20 protein-coding genes, 2 tRNA genes and 1 pseudogene are annotated in these 17,888 nt (G+C 67.0%); 12 read left to right on the top strand and 11 right to left on the bottom strand.

The window, feature by feature from the left end:
- The first annotated feature begins 117 nt into the window (after positions 1-117).
- The 3 genes from rpiA (at position 118) to F3J18_RS18195 (ending at position 2,999) form a co-directional block, all read left to right on the top strand.
- Positions 118-813, top strand: a complete 696-nt coding sequence (rpiA, locus tag F3J18_RS18205) for a ribose-5-phosphate isomerase RpiA (RefSeq protein WP_025101283.1) — start codon at positions 118-120, stop codon at positions 811-813.
- A 340-nt stretch (positions 814-1,153) separates the two neighbouring features.
- A complete protein-coding gene (locus F3J18_RS18200; RefSeq protein ID WP_025101282.1) occupies positions 1,154-1,873 on the top strand; it encodes a FadR/GntR family transcriptional regulator in 720 nt (239 codons plus the stop codon).
- Positions 1,874-1,979: 106 nt separating this feature from the next.
- The gene (locus tag F3J18_RS18195) at positions 1,980-2,999 is read left to right on the top strand and encodes a Gfo/Idh/MocA family oxidoreductase (RefSeq protein WP_166913571.1); all 1,020 of its coding nucleotides are present in this window, start codon (positions 1,980-1,982) and stop codon (positions 2,997-2,999) included.
- A 54-nt stretch (positions 3,000-3,053) separates the two neighbouring features.
- Here the strand turns inward: F3J18_RS18195 and F3J18_RS18190 are convergent, their stop codons facing one another.
- The 7 genes from F3J18_RS18190 to F3J18_RS18160 form a co-directional block, all read right to left on the bottom strand.
- On the bottom strand, positions 3,054-3,713 hold the full coding sequence (locus F3J18_RS18190) for an amino acid ABC transporter permease (RefSeq protein WP_025101280.1): 660 nt from the start codon (positions 3,711-3,713) through the stop codon (positions 3,054-3,056).
- Positions 3,714-3,820: 107 nt separating this feature from the next.
- Positions 3,821-4,615 carry a transporter substrate-binding domain-containing protein gene (locus F3J18_RS18185; protein ID WP_166913570.1) on the bottom strand — a complete coding sequence of 265 codons (795 nt, stop codon included), beginning with the start codon at positions 4,613-4,615 and terminating at the stop codon, positions 3,821-3,823.
- A gap of 105 nt (positions 4,616-4,720) precedes the next feature.
- On the bottom strand, positions 4,721-5,749 hold the full coding sequence (locus F3J18_RS18180) for a quinone-dependent dihydroorotate dehydrogenase (RefSeq protein WP_166913569.1): 1,029 nt from the start codon (positions 5,747-5,749) through the stop codon (positions 4,721-4,723).
- Between the two features lie 76 nt (positions 5,750-5,825).
- Positions 5,826-6,692 (bottom strand): arginyltransferase, encoded by an 867-nt coding sequence (locus F3J18_RS18175; RefSeq protein ID WP_025101277.1) that lies wholly within the window; start codon positions 6,690-6,692, stop codon positions 5,826-5,828.
- Between the two features lie 438 nt (positions 6,693-7,130).
- Positions 7,131-7,874 carry a leucyl/phenylalanyl-tRNA--protein transferase gene (aat, locus tag F3J18_RS18170; RefSeq protein ID WP_025101276.1) on the bottom strand — a complete coding sequence of 248 codons (744 nt, stop codon included), beginning with the start codon at positions 7,872-7,874 and terminating at the stop codon, positions 7,131-7,133.
- 10 nt (positions 7,875-7,884) lie between these two features.
- Positions 7,885-8,430, bottom strand: a complete 546-nt coding sequence (locus F3J18_RS18165; RefSeq protein ID WP_025101275.1) for an NUDIX hydrolase — start codon at positions 8,428-8,430, stop codon at positions 7,885-7,887.
- Between the two features lie 217 nt (positions 8,431-8,647).
- Positions 8,648-8,724, bottom strand: a tRNA-Met gene (locus tag F3J18_RS18160).
- A 193-nt stretch (positions 8,725-8,917) separates the two neighbouring features.
- Here F3J18_RS18160 and F3J18_RS18155 point away from each other — a divergent pair.
- On the top strand, positions 8,918-9,415 hold the full coding sequence (locus F3J18_RS18155; protein WP_013697835.1) for a heme-degrading domain-containing protein: 498 nt from the start codon (positions 8,918-8,920) through the stop codon (positions 9,413-9,415).
- A 6-nt stretch (positions 9,416-9,421) separates the two neighbouring features.
- On the top strand, positions 9,422-9,760 hold the full coding sequence (locus F3J18_RS18150; protein WP_013697836.1) for a multidrug efflux SMR transporter: 339 nt from the start codon (positions 9,422-9,424) through the stop codon (positions 9,758-9,760).
- 162 nt (positions 9,761-9,922) lie between these two features.
- On the opposite strand, the gene F3J18_RS18145 is transcribed toward F3J18_RS18150, so the two are convergent.
- Positions 9,923-10,351 carry a hypothetical protein gene (locus F3J18_RS18145; RefSeq protein WP_025101274.1) on the bottom strand — a complete coding sequence of 143 codons (429 nt, stop codon included), beginning with the start codon at positions 10,349-10,351 and terminating at the stop codon, positions 9,923-9,925.
- Between the two features lie 378 nt (positions 10,352-10,729).
- On the opposite strand from F3J18_RS18145, the gene ssuD reads away from it, so the two are divergent.
- From ssuD to F3J18_RS18115, 6 genes are all read left to right on the top strand, one after another.
- Positions 10,730-11,887, top strand: a complete 1,158-nt coding sequence (gene ssuD, locus F3J18_RS18140; RefSeq protein WP_013697838.1) for an FMNH2-dependent alkanesulfonate monooxygenase — start codon at positions 10,730-10,732, stop codon at positions 11,885-11,887.
- A gap of 11 nt (positions 11,888-11,898) precedes the next feature.
- Positions 11,899-12,732: an aliphatic sulfonate ABC transporter permease SsuC gene (gene ssuC, locus F3J18_RS18135; protein ID WP_166913568.1), complete on the top strand. Its 834-nt coding sequence runs from the start codon at positions 11,899-11,901 to the stop codon at positions 12,730-12,732.
- Entirely contained in the window at positions 12,729-13,694 is a 966-nt protein-coding gene (locus tag F3J18_RS18130; protein ID WP_166913567.1) for an ATP-binding cassette domain-containing protein, read from the top strand. The genes ssuC and F3J18_RS18130 overlap by 4 nt, the downstream gene beginning before the upstream one ends.
- Positions 13,695-13,736: 42 nt before the next feature.
- Entirely contained in the window at positions 13,737-13,952 is a 216-nt protein-coding gene (locus tag F3J18_RS18125) for a molybdopterin-binding protein (RefSeq protein WP_013697841.1), read from the top strand.
- 154 nt (positions 13,953-14,106) lie between these two features.
- Positions 14,107-14,304: a hypothetical protein gene (locus tag F3J18_RS18120; RefSeq protein WP_025101271.1), complete on the top strand. Its 198-nt coding sequence runs from the start codon at positions 14,107-14,109 to the stop codon at positions 14,302-14,304.
- A gap of 35 nt (positions 14,305-14,339) precedes the next feature.
- The gene (locus F3J18_RS18115) at positions 14,340-14,597 is read left to right on the top strand and encodes a hypothetical protein (RefSeq protein ID WP_013697843.1); all 258 of its coding nucleotides are present in this window, start codon (positions 14,340-14,342) and stop codon (positions 14,595-14,597) included.
- Positions 14,598-14,687: 90 nt separating this feature from the next.
- Here F3J18_RS18115 and F3J18_RS18110 read toward each other — a convergent pair.
- Positions 14,688-14,763 (bottom strand) — tRNA-His (locus F3J18_RS18110).
- A gap of 81 nt (positions 14,764-14,844) precedes the next feature.
- A complete protein-coding gene (gene dusA, locus F3J18_RS18105) occupies positions 14,845-15,882 on the bottom strand; it encodes a tRNA dihydrouridine(20/20a) synthase DusA (RefSeq protein WP_166913566.1) in 1,038 nt (345 codons plus the stop codon).
- Between the two features lie 117 nt (positions 15,883-15,999).
- On the opposite strand from dusA, the gene F3J18_RS38215 reads away from it, so the two are divergent.
- Positions 16,000-16,665, top strand: coding sequence for a hypothetical protein (locus tag F3J18_RS38215; protein WP_240154609.1), 666 nt, complete (start codon positions 16,000-16,002; stop codon positions 16,663-16,665).
- 402 nt (positions 16,666-17,067) lie between these two features.
- On the opposite strand, the pseudogene F3J18_RS18095 reads toward F3J18_RS38215, so the two are convergent.
- Positions 17,068-17,888 (bottom strand): annotated as a pseudogene (locus tag F3J18_RS18095) (pyridoxal phosphate biosynthetic protein PdxJ); the annotation flags it as partial.

Below are 17,888 nucleotides of genomic sequence, written 5' to 3'. Positions count from 1 at the left end.
GCGAGCAGCGGGCCGCCGTGCCTGTCGCGCCGATGCCGCGCGGCGGACGAAAATCGACGCCGCGTCGGACGACTCCGGTAAACTCGCGTCTTTTCGCAATCAGCGCTTTACCTCCCCATGACTCAAGACGAACTCAAACGCCTGGTCGGCCAGGCCGCCGCCGATTACGTGCTGGAAAACGTGCCGGAAGGCTCGGTGATCGGTGTCGGCACCGGTTCCACCGCGAACTGCTTCATCGACGCGCTGGCCGCGATCAAGACGCGCTACCGCGGCGCCGTGTCGAGCTCGATCGCCACCACGCAGCGCCTGGAATCGCACGGCATCCGCGTGTTCGACCTGAACGAGATCGAAGGCCTGCAGGTGTATGTCGACGGCGCCGACGAGATCGACGCGAGCGGCGCGATGATCAAGGGCGGCGGCGGGGCGCTGACGCGCGAGAAGATCGTCGCCTCGGTATCGGGCAGCTTTGTGTGCATCGCCGACGCCAGCAAGCGGGTGGCCACGCTCGGCGCCTTCCCGCTGCCGGTCGAGGTGGTGCCGATGGCGCGCACCGCGATCGGCCGCCGCCTGGCGGCGCTCGGCGGCGTGCCGGTGCTGCGCGTGACGAAGGACGGCGCGCCGTTCCTGACCGACAACGGCAACGAGATCCTCGACGTGAAGGGCCTCGCGATCAGCGAGCCCCGCGCGCTGGAGGCGACCATCAACGGCTGGCCCGGCGTGGTGACGGTGGGCCTGTTCGCCGAGCGCGGCGCGGACCTCTGCCTGCTCGGCGGCGAAACCGGCGTGGAAGCGATCGATTACCGCTCGCGTTAAACAGGGATTTAAAAACCTCGGGGCGCGGCGCGATTCCACAAAACAACGAATCGCCGGCGCCCTGAAACCCGCAAACGTTTTGCGATCCTGATAAATCGCCCGACGGCCTTTTCCAGGCCTGTCGGGCTTTTTTTTGCTATAGGATGTCTAATCGAAATCGTAAGAGGGATTACCCTGTCAGGTGTTTACCAGATAGCGTTGTGATCGCGAACTCAGCAACGTATCGAACATAAGAACAATCGGATTCGCGAGCAGTTTCTGATCGAGAGAGTAAATGGGGCCGGGCCGGACTGCGGGGGCAGCACGCCAACACAGATACGTCGTAACGGGGAGGTCTCGTATGGAACAGCCAAAAGACAAAGAAAGGTCGCTCGTCAGCAAGGTCATGGACGGGCTCGTGACAGGGATAGTGGAGGACAAGTACGGCGGAATCCTGCCGCCGCAGGACGTGCTGTCGAAGGATTTCGACGTCAGCCGGACGGTGATGCGGGAAGCGCTCTCGATGCTGCTCGCGCGCGACATGCTCGACGTGCGGCCCAAGGTCGGCACGCGGGTGCGGCCGATGCGCGACTGGCGCATGATCGACGAGGACGTGGTGAACTGGCGCTTTCGCGCCAAGCCCGATCCGCAGTTCATGCGCGACGTGCTCGAGTTCCGCATGCTGATCGAACCGCGCGCGGCCGGGCAGGCGGCCGAGCGTGCCAATGCGGCCGAGATCGCCGGCATTCGCGAGGCCTTCGAGGCCTTCCGCTCGCTGCAGGCGGGCGAGGCCGGCTACGACGAGGCCGACGAGCGGCTGCATGCCCGCATCGTCCACGCCAGCGGCAACCAGTTCTATCAGCAGATGAGCGCGATCATCGTCGGTGCCTTGCGGCTGGTGCGCCAGCAGGTGGCGGCCCACGACGGCGCGCACGATCGCCTGCTGGAACTGCACGGGCGCATCGTCAGCGCGATCGAGCAGCGCGACGCGCGCGCGGCGGAAAGTGCCTCGCGCGAGCTGATCGACATGACCACCGAGGCGCCGGCCGGCGTCGCGCTCGAGGCGCGCGCACACGGCTGAACCGGGACGGAAGGAAGGCGGGCTGCCGTGCAAGGCGGCGGCCCGTTATCATGACGGCTCGCCGCCGGCCCGGCCGGCGTGGCAGTTCCGCTTCCTTCCGATTCCCATGAGCCTTTCCTCTTCCCAATCGAACCCGGCGCTCCGCACGATTCGTTTCGGCATCGTCGGTGCCGGCGCGATCGCGCGCCGCTTCGCGCAATCGCTGCAGCACGTGGCGGGCGCCACGCTTACCCACGTCTGGGCGCGCCGCGCCGAAGCGGCAGCAGGCTTTTGTGCAGAGCTCGGCGGCTCGCCGGTGGCGAGCTTCGAGGCGCTCTGCGCATCCGATCTCGACGCGATCTACATCGCCACCCACAACGACAGCCATGCCGCCTATGCGCTGGCCGCGCTCGCGGCCGGCAAGGCCGTGCTCTGCGAGAAGCCGGCCACCGTCAACGCGCGCGAGCTCGACACGGTGCTGGCGGCCGCGAAGTCGGCCGGGCTGCTGTTCATGGAGGCGATGAAGCCGCCGTTCTATCCGCTGTACCGGCGCCTGCGCGAGCACCTGGCGCAGGATCCGGTCGGTCCGATCCGGCTGGTGCGGGCAGGCTGCTCGATCGCGACGGTGCCGGCCGATCATCCCAGCTTCAGCTTCGAGGGCGCGGGCGGCGCGCTGCTCGATATCGGCATCTACGAGATGTTCCTGGCGGTCGACTGGCTCGGCGAGCCGCTCGAGGTGCAGACGCTGGGCCGCGTCGGTGCGACCGGCGTCGACCTGTTCGCGAGCCTGAACAGCCGCCACGAGCAGGGCATCGCGCAATTGTTCTGCGGGCTGGACCTTGCGGGGCGCGGCGACGCGCTGCTGGCCGCCGAGGGCGGCACCGTGACGATCCACGAGAACTGGTGGAACCCGGCCAAGGCGACGATCCGCTATGTCGACGGCCGGGTGGTCGAGCTCGACGAACCGTTCTCGGGCGGCGGCCTCAACTACGAGACCGAGCACTTCTGCGCGCTGCTGCGCGAGGGGCTGACCGAGAGCCCGGTGATGACGCACGCGCATTCGCGTCGCATGATCGCGATGAGCGATGCCGCGCGGGCGGCGCTCGGCGTGCGTTTCGCGGCGGACCGGGATTCCGGCGCGGCTTGAGCGAGAGGGTGAGCGAAGGGGCGAGCGAGCCGGGCGCGCCCGGCTCGCTCGACTTCAGTGGCGAGTCGGCAGGGCGAGCCGGCGTTCCCACCAGCGCTGCACCCATTCGAGCACCTGGCAGAGCACCCAGTAGACGGCGGCCGCGGCCAGGTAGAGCGGCAGCGGCTGGTAGGTCGAGGCGATGATTTCCTGGGCGCTGCGCAGCAGCTCGGTGACGGTGATCACCGATACCAGCGAGGTGTCCTTGATCAGGCTGATCAGGCTGTTCGACAGGCTCGGCACGGCGATGCGCAGCGCCTGCGGGCCGATCACGTAGCGCAGCGTCTGCCCCCAGGACAGGCCCAGGCTGTACGAGGCGAGCCACTGGCCGCTCTCGATGCCGAGGATCGCGCCGCGCATGCTTTCGGACATGTAGGCCGCGACGTTGGCCGACAGCGCGATCACGCCGGCCGGCGTCGGATCGAGCGAAATGCCCAGGCTCGGCAGGCCGTAGTAGATCACGAAGATCTGCACCAGCAGCGGCGTGCCGCGCATCAGGCTCACGTAGATGCGCGCGATCGCGTTCAGCACGCGGTTGCGGGCGATGCCCATCAGCGCCAGCACCACGGCGAGGACGAGGCCGAACACCATCGACAGGACGGCGAACTTGACGGTCAGGACCGCGCCCTGCGCAAGCACGGGCAGCGAATCGACGAGCAGGGATGGGATCGACATGTGGGGCGGTTGGGGCGGGCGCGAAAAGCGCAATAATAAACCGAGCGGAAACAAAACGAAGGGCGGCATCGTCACCGATGCCGCCCTTCGTCGTCACGCCTGCCGCTTTACTTGAGCGGCTTCGAGACGTCGATGCCGAACCACTTGTCCGAGATCTTCGTGAAGGTGCCGTCCGCCTCGAGCTGGGTCATCGCGTCGTCGATCGCCTTGGCGAACTTCGGATTGCCCTTCTTGAACGGGATCGCCGAAGGCTGGCCGGCTTCCAGCGTCGCGCCGGTGCGCAGCGGCAACTGCGAGTTCTTCAGCAGGTAGGCCAGCATCAGGCGATCGTTGAGTGCCGCGTCCAGGCGGCCGGCGGCCAGGTCGCGCAAGTACTCGGGCGCGCCCGGGTAGGTCTTGACGTCGATGCCGGGCACCGACTTGGCCACGTCCATGTAGTTGGTGCCGAGGCCCACGCCGAGCTTCTTGCCCTTCAGCTCGTCGAGCGACTTGAAGTTGCGCGTGTCGTCCTTGCGCTGGATCAGCTGCGCGGCCGAGTAGGTATAGGCCGGGGAGAAGTCCAGCACTTCCTTGCGCTTGTCGGTCACGCCCACCTGGTTCACGATCACGTCGAACTTGCCCGCCTGCAGGCCGGCGATGATGCCGCTCCATTCGGTGGTGACGAATTCCGGCTTGAGGCCGAGCTTGGCGGCCACGGCCTTGGCGATGTCGACGTCGTAGCCGACCAGCTCGCCCGACGGCGCCTTCGAGTTGAACGGCGGGAAGGTGCCCTCCAGGCCGATGCGCAGCGTGCCGCGCTGCTTGGCCTCGTCGAGCAGGTCGGCCGCGTGGGAGGTGGCGGCGACGAACGAGGCGCCGATCAGGGCGGCGGTCAGGAGCTTCTTCAGCGACACAATCTTCATTCTTTACCCTGTAATGCCCGCAGCGGGCGTTGACGACAGGCAGGCATCATAGCGACGAGGCAATCGATGTCTAACTATCGTTTGTCTATTTCTATATAACCGGTTTCAGCCGCGCGCGATCGCCTTCACGCAATCGGCCACCAGCGGCGGACCGCGATAGATGAAGCCCGTGTAGAGCTGCACCAGCGCGGCACCGGCGGCGAGTTTCGCACGCGCGTCCTCGCCCGAAAAGATGCCGCCAACCCCAATGATCGGCACCGCCGCGCCGAGTTCGGCGTGCAGCTTGCGGATCACCTCGTTGGATGCCTCGAACACCGGGCGGCCCGACAGGCCGCCGGTTTCCTCGGCATGCGGCAGGCCCTGCACGGCGCTGCGCGAGAGCGTGGTGTTGGTGGCGATCACCGCCTCGATCCGGTGGCGCAGCAGCAGCGCGGCGATTTCCTTGACCTGCTCGTCGTCGAGATCGGGGGCGATCTTCAGCGCGAGCGGCACCAGCTTGCCGTGCAGGTCGGCCAGGCGCGCCTGCTTGTCCTTGAGCGCGGCGAGCAGCGCGTCGAGCTCGTCGGTGCCTTGCAACTGGCGCAGGTTCTTGGTGTTAGGCGAGGAGATGTTGATCGTCACGTAGCTCGCGAACGGGTAGACGCGCTCGAGGCAGTAGAGATAGTCCTCGGCCGCGCGCTCGATCGGCGTGTCGGCGTTCTTGCCGATGTTCAGGCCCAGCACGCCGCGATAGCGGGCCGCCTGCACGTTCTTCACGAACTGGTCGACACCGTGGTTGTTGAAGCCCATCCGGTTGATCACCGCGTTCGCCTCGGGCAGGCGGAAGATGCGCGGGCGCGGATTGCCCGGCTGCGCGCGCGGCGTGACCGTGCCGACTTCGATGAAGCCGAAGCCGAGCGCGGCCAGGCCGTCGATGCAGGCGCCGTCCTTGTCGAGTCCCGCCGCGAGCCCGACCGGGTTGCGAAACGTGAGGCCCATCACGGTGCGCGGCACCTCCGGCACGCTGGGCGCGAGCAGACTCGCGAGGCCGGTGCGGCCGGCGGCGCCGAGCATGCGCAGCGTCAGGTGGTGGGCATCTTCGGCGTCCATCTTGAACAGGGACGCGCGGGCGAGCGGATAAAGGGAGCTGAACACGACGAGGGGGCCGGGGCCGGAAATGGATAACCCGGCATTTTAACCGAACGCGACCGGCGTTCGGCCAGCCCGTGCCTCAGCGCTGGCCGCCGATGCCGCCGATGCCACCGGGTAAGGGCGCGCGGGCCAGCGCCGCGTCGACGGGGGGCAGGTTCACGGTGGCCGGGTCGAGCGGCCGCCAGCGTCCGTCGACCAGGCCCTCGAGCGGGCGGAAGTTCGCCTTGTAGGCCATCTTCTGGCTCTCGCGGATCCAGTAGCCGAGATAGACGTAGGGCAGGCGCAGGCTGCGTGCCTGCTCGATCTGCCAGAGGATGTTGTAGGTGCCGTAGCTGCGGCGCGGGTCTTCCGGCTCGAAGAAGGTGTAGACCGAGGACAGCCCGTCACCGAGGATGTCGATCATGCTGATCATGCGCAGCGTGCCGGGCGCGTCGGCCGGCTGGCCGTCGCGGTCCGCCGTCTCGGCGGGGTTCGCGTCGCGGAATTCGACCAGCCGCGAATTGATCCGGCTCTGCAGCAGGAACTGCTCGTACTGGTCGCGACTGTCGCGATCCATGCCGCCGCCCGCGTGCCGCGCCGACTGGTAGCGCATGTAGAGCGCGTAGTGCTCCTCGTCGTAGTGCAGCGGCGAGACGGTCGCCACCAGGCCGCGATGCCGGCTCCACATCTTGCGCTGGGTGCGGTTCGGCTCGAAGGCGTCGACCGGCACGCGCACCGGGATGCAGGCGCGGCAGCCGTCGCAGTAGGGGCGATAGGTGAACACGCCCGAGCGGCGAAAGCCGGCCTTGACGAGTTCGGTGTAGATGTCGGAATTGATCAGGTGGCTGGGCGTGGCGACCTGCGAGCGGGCCACGCGGCCATCGAGATAACTGCAGGGGTAGGGCGCCGTTGCATAGAACTGCAGGGCCGAAAGCGGTGAAAGCGGCAACTCGGTGGGATGAGTCATGGGCAGCTCTCGAGGCGGAGGTTCGCGTCAGCGGGCCCGGCGCAGATCGCCGGACCGCAGTGCGTGCCGAGCCGGACCCGAACGGATCCCGCAGGCGGGCCCGGCGCGGCGGCTCACCACGCGCGAGGCGCGTGCGGCAGCCGACGCGGGACGCGGCGCGAACGGGGGACGAATCGTCAGGGTGGGCATCGGATGTCTTGTCGGATGGTGCCGGCCTCGGCGAGCGCCGGCCGGTCGGATGACGACAAAGGTAACATGAAAAATACCGCCGTGAGGAGGGGGCGGCGCGGGCTTCGGCGGCATCGTCGCGAGCAGGCTTGCCGCGCGTTGCGGGCCGCGCCCGGCGCCTGTTGCGCGGTAGTGTGAAGGCGCGAGGCGGGAACGTGAATGGATTGGGGCGGCGGCCGAACTCGCGCCTCGCGCGTTGCGCGCGGCGGGTCAGTCCTGGGCGGCGGAGCCGGTCAGTCGCGCGAGCACCTGCTTGTCGAAGCGCCAGGGGATCGGCGCGCGGCCGACGTTGTCTCGCACATGCGCCACGAACTCGCGGCGATCGATCTCGCGGCCGCCGAGCGAAGCCAGGTGCGCGGTGTTCTGCTGGCAGTCGATCATCGTCACCTGGTGCGCGAGCAGGTGCGCGACCAGGCCGGCGAGCGCGATCTTCGAGGCGTCGCTGGCCTTCGCGAACATCGACTCGCCGAAGAACATGGTGCCGAAGGCCACGCCATAGAGCCCGCCGACGCGTTCGCCGTCGTGCCAGGTCTCGATGCTGTGGGCGTGGCCGTCGCGATGCAGCGCGCTGTAGGCGGCGACGATCTCGTCGGTGATCCAGGTGCCGCGCTGGCCTTCGCGCGGTGCCTGCGCGCAGGCACGCATCACGGCGGGAAAATCGTGGTCGACGCGGATCTCCCAGCGCGTGTCGCGCAGCACGCGGCGCAGCGTCTTGCGAAACGTGACGGAGACGCGGAACTCGGCCGGCGCCAGGACCATGCGCGGATCGGGGCTCCACCACAGCACGGGCTGGCCGTCGGAATACCAGGGGAAGATGCCGCGATGATAGGCCTCGGCCACGCGCTCGGGCCGCAGCTCGGCGCTCGCGGCGAGCAGGCCCGGTGCGCCGCTGGCGGGGCCGAGCGCCTGTTCGACGCTCGGGAAGGGATCGTCGGCCGCGAGCCAGGGGACCATGCGGCGCTCGTCAGCCGTTGCGCAGCGAGCGGAAGATGTCGCCGGTGTGAACGCCGAAGCTGCCGGCGGCGCGGTCGGCGAAGAACAGGCGCAGGGTCTGGCTGACGGTCGGGAAGGCGATGTCGTCCCAGGGGATCTCGGCCTCGTCGAACAGGCGCACCTCCAGGCTTTCCTCGCCGGCCTCGTACTCGGGGCCGGTCAGGCGCGCCAGGTAGAACAGATGGACCTGGTGCACGTGCGGCACGTTCAGCAGCGTGAACAGGTTCTGCACCTCGACGTGCGCGCCCGCTTCCTCGAGCGTCTCGCGCGCGGCGGCCTCGGAGGTCGTCTCGCCCATCTCCATGAAGCCCGCCGGCAGCGTCCAGTAGCCGTGGCGCGGCTCGATCGCGCGCCGGCACAGCAGCACCTGATCGCCCCACACCGGCACCGTGCCGACCACGTTGCGCGGATTCTGGTAGTGGATCGTGCCGCATTGGTCGCAGACGAAGCGTTCGCGGTTGTCGCCGGAAGGGATGCGCGAGATGACTTCGTGGCCGCAGACTGAGCAGAATTTCATAGGGATGGGGAGCGAAAAGGTGATGCGAGTGTATCACCGGGCGGGGGCATTCTCGAACGCTCGGAATGCGCCGCGAAGCGTGTCGGCGCGATGTCTTCGAGGCGGTTCGTGCCGGTCGGTCGCTGCGGCGGACGAACCGCCGAGGATAGCGGAAGGGACGCCGAAAAAGAAAATGGGCCACCAGCCTCAAGTGCCGTGACCCATCATCTGTCCAACTTGGTTGCGGGGGTAGGATTTGAACCTACGACCTTCGGGTTATGAGCCCGACGAGCTGCCAGACTGCTCCACCCCGCGTCCGTCAGAAGAATTAAATTATATGGGCTTCTCGAAGATCGTGCAAGCGTTTTATCTGTCCCCGTCATCTCGCCGTTGGCGAGGGGCGCTGGGCTAGAATCTCCCGGAGGTTTCCGATCCTTCCCATCACGTGGCAGGGCAGCGTGCGCCGACGCGCGCAGCTCACGATGCCTGCCCATCTCGACGCCTGCTTATGGACTTCGCACACGATCTGCAATCGATCTTGGTTCAGGAACACACCCTGGTCTTTCCCCGATTCGACACGGCCCGCGCCTGGACGCTCGGCACGCGCCTGCGCGAGATGGCGGTGGCGCGCGGCCACGCTGTGGCCATCGAGATCGCCGGCTTCGGCCTGCCGCTGTTCTTCGCGGCGCTCGAGGGCGCCACGCCCGACAACGTCGCCTGGGTCGCGCGCAAGCGCAACACGGTCGCGCACTTCCGGCGCAGTTCCTACGCGATCGGCCTGCGCATGAAGCAGGCCGGCACCACGCTGGCCGAGAAGCACGGCCTGCCCGATACCGAATACGCCTCGCATGGCGGCGCGTTTCCGCTGACGGTGGCGGGCGCCGGCGTGATCGGCACGATTACCGTCTCGGGGCTGCCGCAGCGCGCCGATCACGAGTTGGTGGTCGAGGCCTTGTGCGCCGAGCTCGGCCATGACTATGCCGCGCTCGCGCTGGCCGGGGAGTGATCGATCATGAAGCTGCCCGCCTATGCCTGGCTCGCCATCGCGATCGTCGCCGAGGTGATCGGCACCTCCGCCTTGCGCGCTTCCGAAGGGTTCACCCGCCTGCTGCCGACCGTGATCGTGATCGCCGGTTACGGCGTCGCGTTCTACGGGCTGTCGCTCACGCTCAAGAGCATGCCGGTCGGCATCGTCTACGCGATCTGGTCCGGCGCCGGCATCGTGCTGATCACGCTGGTGGCGATCGTGCTGTATCGCCAGGTGCCCGACCTGCCGGCCGTGATCGGCCTCGCGTTGATCATCGCCGGCGTGGTGGTGCTGAACCTGTTCTCGAAGATGCAGGCGCACTGATCGGGAGGTTTCGGCGTTCCTGGGCCGTCGATACGCATCCGCTGCGTGATCGAGCCGTGTGGCCAGGAGAGAGAGAAGAGAACGGTGCGGGGAGAGCGCAGGGCGGCGCGGCCGGCATGATCATCCGGCGTGCCGCGCCCGGTCGAGCGAGCGGCGTGCCGCTCAGTCCTCGTAATCGTCGTCGGACATGAAGGCGCGCATGAACACCAGCGCCCCCCAGCCCCAGATCGCATTGGCCGCGAAGCCCACCGCCAGCGGCGAGAGCATGTTGCCGGCCGGCCAGATGCCGCGCAGTGGATCGATCGCGAACACGCGCGCCGCGGTCGGCACGATGCCGCCGAACACCAGCGCCTGGATCCACGGCGCGCGCCGCTCGGGCGCGACGCGCAGCAGCCAGGCCATCAGGATCGCCCAGCACGCGCTGATCAGCGCGTTGACGATGAACTCCGGCATGCCGAACGGCAGGAACGGCTCGACCGAGAAGCCGGCCGTCTCGATCAGCCCCGCCGCGTGCAGCAGGGCGAGCGTCGCTTCGCGGAAGAACAGGGCGGCGAGGAAGCCGGACAGGAACGGCAGGATGACTTTCTGCATCGGAGCGAGCTAGGGCGCGCGCGGCGCCGGGCCGGGTGCGCGGGTTGGTCGGATTCGGGTTCGCCATTATAGAGGGGCGAGTCGGGGTCCGACCGCCCGCGCGCCGCGATATTCGCTGCAGCAGCGCGCAAATCACGAAAGCGGAAAACCTAAGCTCAAAAAAATCGTTCCTAAACGATGCCCCCCTCCCTAGACTGATTTCCCAGAGACGGTAAAGCCCGTCTTCCCGTGCACGGCGAGCTCGGCCGCCGCGCGCTTCGATCCGGTTTCGATCCGGCGAGACCCATTCCCGGCAGACGATCCTGTTCGGTGCCCAATTGGCGCCGAGGGCCTCGCTTTGCCCGAATTTTTGCAAGAACAGTCAGGCAGGAGCAGCAGATGAATGTGTTCTGGTTTATTCCGACGCACGGCGACAGCCGCTACCTCGGTACCTCCGAAGGCGCGCGCGCGGCCGATTACGATTACTTCAGGCAGGTCGCCGTGGCGGCCGACACGCTCGGCTACGAAGGCGTGCTGCTGCCGACCGGCCGTTCCTGCGAGGACGCGTGGGTGGTCGCCTCGAGCCTGATCCCGGCCACCAAGCGCCTGAAGTTCCTGGTCGCGGTGCGGCCCGGGCTGTCCTCGCCGGGGCTGTCGGCGCGCATGGCCTCGACCTTCGACCGGCTCTCGGAAGGGCGCCTGCTGATCAACGTGGTGACCGGCGGCGATACCGCCGAGCTCGAGGGCGACGGCGTGTTCGTCGACCACGATACGCGCTACCAGATCACCGACGAATTCCTGCATATCTGGCGCGAGCTGCTGGCGAAGTCGCACCAGGACGGCACGGTCGATTTCGACGGCAGGCACCTGCAGTCGAAGGGCGGCAAGCTGCTCTATCCGCCGGTCCAGGACCCGCATCCGCCGCTGTGGTTCGGCGGCTCGTCGCCTGCGGCGCACCAGATCGCGGCCGACCATATCGATACCTACCTGACCTGGGGCGAGCCGCCCGAGGCGGTGGCGAAGAAGATCGCCGACATTCGGGCGCGTGCCGAGGCGCGCGGCCGCAAGATCAAGTTCGGGATTCGCCTGCACGTGATCGTGCGCGAGACCGAGGAAGAGGCCTGGGCCGATGCCGACAAGCTGATCAGCCGCCTCGACGACGCCACCATCGCGCGGGCCCAACAGGCCTTCGCGAAGATGGATTCGGAAGGGCAGCGCCGGATGGCCGCGCTGCACGGCGGCAAGCGCGGTTCGCGCCAGGACCTGGAGGTCTATCCGAACCTGTGGGCCGGCGTCGGCCTGGTGCGCGGCGGCGCCGGCACGGCCCTGGTCGGCAGCGCCGAGCAGGTGGCCGAGCGCATGCGCGAGTACGAGGCGCTCGGCATCGAGACCTTCATCCTGTCGGGCTACCCGCATCTCGAGGAGTCTTATCGTTTTGCCGAGCTGGTGTTCCCGCTGATCAAGGGCGAGAGCGCCACGCGCCGCAGCGGGCCGTTGTCGGGGCCGTTCGGCGAGGTGGTCGGCAATCATTACGCGCCCAAGGCGAGCCAGAGCTGAGGGAGGCGCGCATGGCAATTCCTGCACTGCAGACTCAGGCCCGGTCTCGCTCGATCGGCCGCGGCGTGGCACGACGCGGCTGGCGCGCGATCGCCCCCTGGCTGGTACCGATCGGCCTGATCGTGGCCTGGGAACTGGCCGCGCGCACCGGCGCGCTGTCCACCCGCGTGCTGCCCGAGCCGCTCGCGGTGGTGCGCGCGGCCTGGTCGCTGATCGAATCGGGCGACATGTGGGCCAACGTCAAGGTCAGCACCTGGCGCGCGCTGGTCGGCTTCGCGATCGGCGGCGGCGTGGGCCTGGTGCTCGGCCTCGCCACCGGGCTGTCGAAGGCCGCCGAGGTCGCGCTCGATTCGACCATCCAGATGATCCGCAACATCCCCGCGCTGGCGATGATCCCGCTGGTGATCCTGTGGTTCGGCATCGACGAGAAGGCCAAGCTGTTCCTGGTCTCGCTCGGCGTGTTCTTCCCGATCTACATCAACACCTACCACGGGATCCGCTCGGTCGACGCGAACCTGATCGAGATGGCCAAGAGCTACGGCGTGAAGGGCTTCGCGCTCTACCGCGACGTGATCCTGCCTGGCGCGCTGCCTTCGATCCTGGTCGGCGTGCGTTTCGCGCTCGGCCTGATGTGGGTGATGCTGATCGTGGCCGAGACGATCTCGGCGCAATCGGGCATCGGCTACATGACGATGAACGCGCGCGAATTCCTGCAAACCGATGTGGTGGTGGTCGGCATCCTGCTGTACGCGATCCTCGGCAAGCTCGCCGACGTGCTCGCCAAGTGGCTCGAACGCGCGACGCTGCGCTGGCACCCCGCGTATCAACCGGGAGCCAAGTCATGAATGCGAGCACCCTGAACCCCGGCCACGGCCCGATCGCCGGCGCCGATCTCGATACCGAACTCGCCCAGTCGCGCATCCACGACGGCGACCGCCAGGCGGCGGCCGTGCTCGAACACGATGCCGGCGCGCACGTGGTGCCGCTCGCGCGGCGCCGCGAGGCGGAGGCGGGCGCGAACGCGCGCAGCGCCGACCATTCGATCGAGCTGCGCCAGGTCGGCAAGCGCTATGGCGAGCGTGCGGTATTGAGCGACTTCAACCTGTCGATCGAGCGCGGCAGCTTCGTCGCCATCGTCGGGCGCAGCGGCTGCGGCAAGTCCACGCTGTTGCGCCTGATCGCCGGACTCGAGAAGCCGAGCGACGGGGCGCTGGTGAAGCGCAGCGAGACCGGCCAGGCGCTCGACACGCGGATCATGTTCCAGGACGCGCGCCTGCTGCCCTGGAAGACCGTGCTGCAGAACGTGATGCTCGGCCTCGGCCGCCGTTCGCGCGAGGACGCGCGCGCCGTGCTCGACGAGGTGGGCCTGCTCGAACGCGCCAACGACTGGCCGGCGCAGTTGTCGGGCGGCCAGCGTCAGCGCGTGGCCCTGGCGCGCGCGCTGGTGCATCGTCCGCAACTGCTGCTGCTCGACGAGCCGCTCGGCGCGCTCGACGCGCTCACCCGCATCGAGATGCATGCGCTGATCGAGCGTCTCTGGCGCGAGCATCGCTTCACCGCGCTGCTGGTCACGCATGACGTGCAGGAAGCCGTCGCGCTCGGCGACCGGATCCTGCTGATCGAGTCGGGAAAGATCGCGCTCGACCAGCCGGTGCCGCTCGAACGACCGCGCGCGCGGGCCTCGGCGGCCTTCGCCGCGCTCGAGGATCGCGTGCTGCGGCGCGTGCTCGAGGGCGGCCCCGTGGTCGACGCGCCCGATGCCTTCGAGGCGCCGGCCCCCGCAACCCGTATCCGCTGGGCGGTCTGACGCCGCCCGGCCCCGTTTCACCGAACCTATCGGAGCCAATCAATGAGCATCATCGCCATCAACGTACGCAACCAGTTCAAGGGCAAGGTCAAGGAAATCATCCGTGGGCCGGTGGTATCCGAGGTCGACGTCGACACGCCCTTCGGCATCGTCACCTCGGTGATCACCACGCGCTCGGTGGACGAGCTCGAACTGAAGGTCGGCGCCGAAGTGGTCGCGCTGGTGAAGTCGACCGAGGTGTCGATCGCGCGTCTCTGAGGCCGTGCGCGGGCGGCCAGTCCGCTGCCGGCGAGGGGCTGTCATGCGAAGAAGGGACGGGGCACGCGCTTTGCGGCCCCGTTTTTCGTTTTATCAGTCGCGGCGCTTCATATTGAGGTGCTAGGATGAAATCTCCTTCACGGCGGAGATTTCGATGCTGCCCTCACTCAGTCCTGACGCGATCGACGCGTTGAAATGGATCGACCGGTTCGGCGCCGCGCGGCCCGTGCCGATCGAATATGCCCCCGTGATCGATGCGCTGCTCAACGACGGCTATGTGTACCAGGGCCGTCATGGGCATGCCGAACTGACCGACGACGGCCTGGCCGTGCTGTCGGAATCATCGGAGTGACCGGTTTTCGATCGAGGAGGCTCGGGAGAATGAAGATGGATATCACAGGGCGAGACCTCGGCGGCTATGTCGAGGCGTACAAGGGCTACCGGCTGGAAGTGAAGACCGAGCAAGTCTGGGTCGGCGAGAAGGCCCATTACCGCGTGCTGCTCGGCGAGGCCGAGGTGATCGGTTGGCGGCTGGTGCATGTCGACGGCGTCTGGCTCAGCGAGCGCAGCGTGGTCGACCAGGTGCTGGCGCTGGCGCGCGGGGCGGTGGATCGAGAGTTGTCGGGCGGGGCGCAGGCGGCCTGAACCAGCCTAAGCCCGGCGTGAGCTGAAAACAAAAACGGCGCCAATCTTTCGATTGGCGCCGCCTTCAACTAGACCCACTTCTGAATTCTTTGGGGTGGCTGATGGGACTCGAACCCACGACGACAGGAATCACAATCCTGGACTCTACCAACTGAGCTACAGCCACCACTGTTTCGTTGCCGTTGTTTTGTTTCAGCAGCGAAGAACAAGATTATATGGACAGGTTTTCGCCTTGTCTAGTCCCTTTTTAAAAATTTTCTGCCGGGGCGGGTTCGGCGATGGTTTCGACCGGCGCGCTCAGGTGCGCGCGTGCCTCGGCGAAGATCGTCGCTACATCGCCGCGCGCCAGGCGCTTGCTGTCCGATAGCACCCGGCGCCAGCCGCGCGCGCCATGCACGCCGCGGTAGAGGCCGAGCGCGTGGCGCACGATCGCGCCCAGGTAGTTGCCGCGCGCGACTTCGTCGATGCAATAGGCGATCAGCCGATCCTCGATTTCCTCGCGCGTCGGCGCCGGGCCGGCGGCGCCGTAGAAGCGCGCGTCGACCTCGGCCAGCACGAAGGGGTTGTGATAGGCCTCGCGGCCCAGCATCACGCCGTCGACGTGCTGCAGGTGGGTTTCGACTTCGTCCAGCGTGGTGATGCCGCCATTGATGAGGATTTCGAGATCGGGGAAATCCTGCTTGAGGCGGTAGGCATAGTCGTACTTGAGCGGCGGGATCTCGCGGTTTTCCTTCGGCGAGAGCCCCTTCAGGATCGCGTTGCGCGCGTGAACGATGAACACCTCGCAGCCTGCCTCGGCGACCGTGCCGACGAAATCGCGCACGAACCCGTAATCCTCGACCGCGTCGACGCCGATCCGGTGCTTGACCGTCACCGGGATCGACACGGCGTCGCGCATCGCCTTCACGCAATCGGCCACCAGCGCCGGTTCGTTCATCAGGCAGGCGCCGAACGCGCCGCGCTGCACGCGCTCGGACGGGCAGCCGCAGTTGAGGTTGATCTCGTCGTAGCCCCAGTTCTCGCCGAGCCGGGCCGATTTCGCCAGGTCCTCGGGTTCGCTGCCGCCCAATTGCAGGGCGACCGGCGCTTCCTCGGGCGTGAACGCGAGATGGCGCGCGACGTCGCCGTGCAGCAGGGCGCCGGTCGTCACCATTTCGGTATAGAGCCAGGTATGGCGCGAAATCGACCGGTGCAGCGACCGGCAGTGGCGGTCGGTCCAGTCCATCATCGGTGCAACGGAAATCTGGCGACCCGTTGATTTCTTTGGTTTTTCCTGAAAAATCATAATGTTGCGATCATTTTAAATCTGTCCCTTTTCCTGCTCTCGCCGGCCGATTACGACTGTTTTTACACCTCGGTGCTACAATGTAGCACCACAAAACAGGAATGTAGCACCGGGCAAATGGGCACGATCGTACCGAGAAAACGAAAGGACGGAAGTATAGGCTACACCGCTCAGATCCGTTTGAAAGTTAAGGGAAAAGTGGTCCATACCGAGGCCAAGACGTTCGACCGCGAGCCGGCCGCGTCGGCCTGGATCAAGAAGCGCGAGCGAGAGCTATCTCAGCCAGGGGCTATCGAGGGGGCGAAGCGGGAGGATCCGACGCTGGGCGAGGTGATCGCGCGTTATATCCGCGAGGACAAACGCGGCATCGGGCGCACGAAAAAACAGGTGCTGGAAACGATTCGTGGCAAGGACATTGCCGAGCGGCCGTGCTCGGAGCTGCGGAGCGCGGACTATATACAGTTTGCCCGATCGCTCGACGTGCAGCCGCAGACGGTCGGAAACTATATGTCGCACCTGGGCGCGATTGTCCGGATCGCTCGGCCAGCATGGGGGTATCCGCTGGCGGAAAGCGAGTTCGATGACGCCATGGTGGTCGGGAAGCGGCTGGGCCTAACGGGGAAATCAGTGGCTCGGGATCGCCGGCCGACGCCGGACGAGCTAAATCGGCTCTTGGAGTATTACACCGAGATGGCGAAGCGGGAGCGCGCTGAACTGCCGATGCGCGAGCTAATTGTGTTCTCTGGGCGGTGGAATTGGGAAGAGAGCGGGCGAGCTGCATGAGGCCGGTTTCGAGCGTGATGCCGGCGGTTGCTGCCCAGGTGCGGGCTTCCTGCGCAGCCTTGTGGCGGGCGAATGAACCGATCTCGTCGGCCATCAGATCTAGCAGCTCGACATCTGCCGCGTGCGAGACTTCGGCGATTAGCGTGCGGATCTCGATGCGAAGTGCGTCGAGCCGCGCGAGCCGGCCTTGGCGGGCATCCGCCAAGGCATTGTTCGTCTGGATAGGTTTGCGCCGCGCGAGCGGCGCCTTCCCTTTCTGGATTGCATTTGCGGGCGGAAGCCCGCTGCTGTCCGCCTGCATCGACGTCCCGTTGACACTTACGAGCGCGATAGCCGGGTGCTTCGTCGCGCGTTCCCGCTTGCGCGGCAGCGGACGTGGGGTAGAGGGAGCCGGGCGAGGCATCATTGAACCTCCTTTTCGGCTATGCGCTTGGCTGCAAGCTCGGGCGTCCAGTCGGGGTCGGGCATCGCGTACAGCCTGTCTAGCCATCTCCGCACGACGTCTGCGCCCTTTGCCTTCGACATCGAGGCAGACGACTCCAATGCTCGTGTGATGGCGGCCACTGCAGCCCGGATTGCTTGTCCGCGCGTAGGCGACGTCGTGGTGAAGCTTCCCAAGGATGGAAGACCGGTCATGCCGCTCGTACCCAGCTCTAGCGAGAACGAATGAATCCAGGTCTGCTCGTCGACATGAGCGAGACGAATTTCGGCGGGTGCCTGCCCTTTGTTTTTGACGCGCGGCGACGTGATCCTCTCGCACTGTTCGAACACGCCGTGCTTATTCGGCACGTGGATCGGGTGTTGACCTGCGCGCGCGGGGAGATCGAGCATGTCCTCAAGGCCGGTCAATGCAGCATGGACGCCGTGGATCGTTCCAGGGGACAACTGGCCGAACATCGGATCATGCAGCACTGCTTGCAGCGCGAGCAAAAGTTGCTTTGCCTGCTGTTCGCCGATCTTGGCGGGCGCGCTCGATCGTGTGGACGCTTGCTCTAGCCTCGGCGATTTCTCGGGCAGGTGATTGGGCGGCGCTGCGACGGGCTGTCGAGCGTCTGGCGATGCGTCGAGGTGTTTCTTCGTCACGCGGACCTTGCCGGACTCCGCTGCCTTTGCCGCACCCTTCTGCAGTCGATCGAGCGCTTTGTCGGCCCCGTGTTCGCGAATCTGCTCGATCGCCAGCGTGCCGGCGACGGCGCCATCGCGAACCATCTGGTGCAGTTCAA

The sequence above is a fragment of the Burkholderia sp. Ax-1720 genome (genome assembly GCF_011753035.1).
In the GTDB taxonomy this organism is placed as follows: Bacteria; Pseudomonadota; Gammaproteobacteria; order Burkholderiales; family Burkholderiaceae; genus Burkholderia; species Burkholderia gladioli.
This window is presented reverse-complemented; position numbering and strand designations above follow the sequence as displayed.